We start from the raw sequence: 1,184 nt of genomic DNA, 5'->3' as shown, positions 1-1,184 counted from the left end.
AAGATGTTCCAGATTGGTAAATGGCAGGCTCTACTCCACAAAAAGCGCAAAGCTGTTTAGGATTACTAAATTTTGAGAAGTCACCAAATTCACCGAGGATAGTCGCAGCACTAAGCGTACTGATTCCCGGAATAGTATCAATAGGAGAATGCAGTTCTTCCATGATAGCTAAAATTTCCTTCTCAATGCTTTCTATTTGCCGTTCAAGAGTATTTACGATTTGAAGTGCAGAGGAAAGAATAAGGTCATTGTAGTTAAAATGATGCCCAATCGTATGCTTTGCTAAATCACGAAGTTCTTCAAAACTAGAAGTTGGAATACGACGAGATTTATTATGTAATAGAACACAGTCTTGATAAGTTAAACGTTTCATACGATCCACTGTTTTATATTTGTTTAAAAGAAATAAAGCAGTATCACTAAGCTTGTTATGAAAGAAAGCTTTAAATTCAGGGAATTCCACATCAAGAATATTCGTGATGATAACGTATTGGTCGCTACGAGAACGAATTAGCTTATTTCTTGCACGAGATAGTTGCTTTAGAGCCTCTATGTGGTATGATGAATACAGATAGGTTCTAGAAGCACCTGTGGATAGATATAAAGCGATGATACGAGCGTCAATTTTATCTGTTTTGGTTTTTCGATTGGAAAGTGAATCATGAAATCTTTTCACTAGTAATGGGTTGAATTCATGAAAGTCATAGCCAATGGAAGATAGAAAGAGTTTTAAATTCTTTCCGTAAATACCAGTTGCTTCTAGGCCTATCTTTATTTGTTGGGAATGATCAAGATGGTCTAAAGCAGACTGAAGTTCTTTGAATCCAGTATTTGAATTATCAAATGAAAAAGATTCAAGGACAGTAACACCTTCAGAAGTGCAGATGTAACAGTCGTGTTTGTACTTGGCAATATCAATGCCTACGTAATACATGATGAAATACCTCCTTTTGAAATAAGGGCTGTTGGTGATCACAGTTGTTTATTCGGACCTAATCTTGTACGAAATAAAACATCAAGTGTTATCTAACTAATCAAAGTTTGTAAATAAAAACTGTGGTCTGATTCTCCTTAAAATGGTCTACGCCACAAAAAAATAGATACAAATCCACAGCCCTAAGCTAATTATATAGCTTAATGAATTCCCAAGAAAGGAAGATATTATTTAATTACCTGTTTCTTGG

General features: G+C 35.0%; 1 protein-coding gene. It reads right to left on the bottom strand.

Features of this window, described 5'->3' with window-relative positions; genetic code table 11:
• On the bottom strand, positions 1-934 hold a 934-nt coding region (locus tag ACESSZ_RS16445), incomplete at its 3' end, for an IS110 family RNA-guided transposase (protein WP_499842906.1).
• Positions 935-1,184: the final 250 nt, after the last annotated feature.

The organism is Eubacterium sp. 3_1_31, assembly GCF_964249515.1.
In the GTDB taxonomy this organism is placed as follows: domain Bacteria; phylum Bacillota_I; class Bacilli_A; order Erysipelotrichales; family Erysipelotrichaceae; genus Longicatena; species Longicatena caecimuris.
This window is presented reverse-complemented; position numbering and strand designations above follow the sequence as displayed.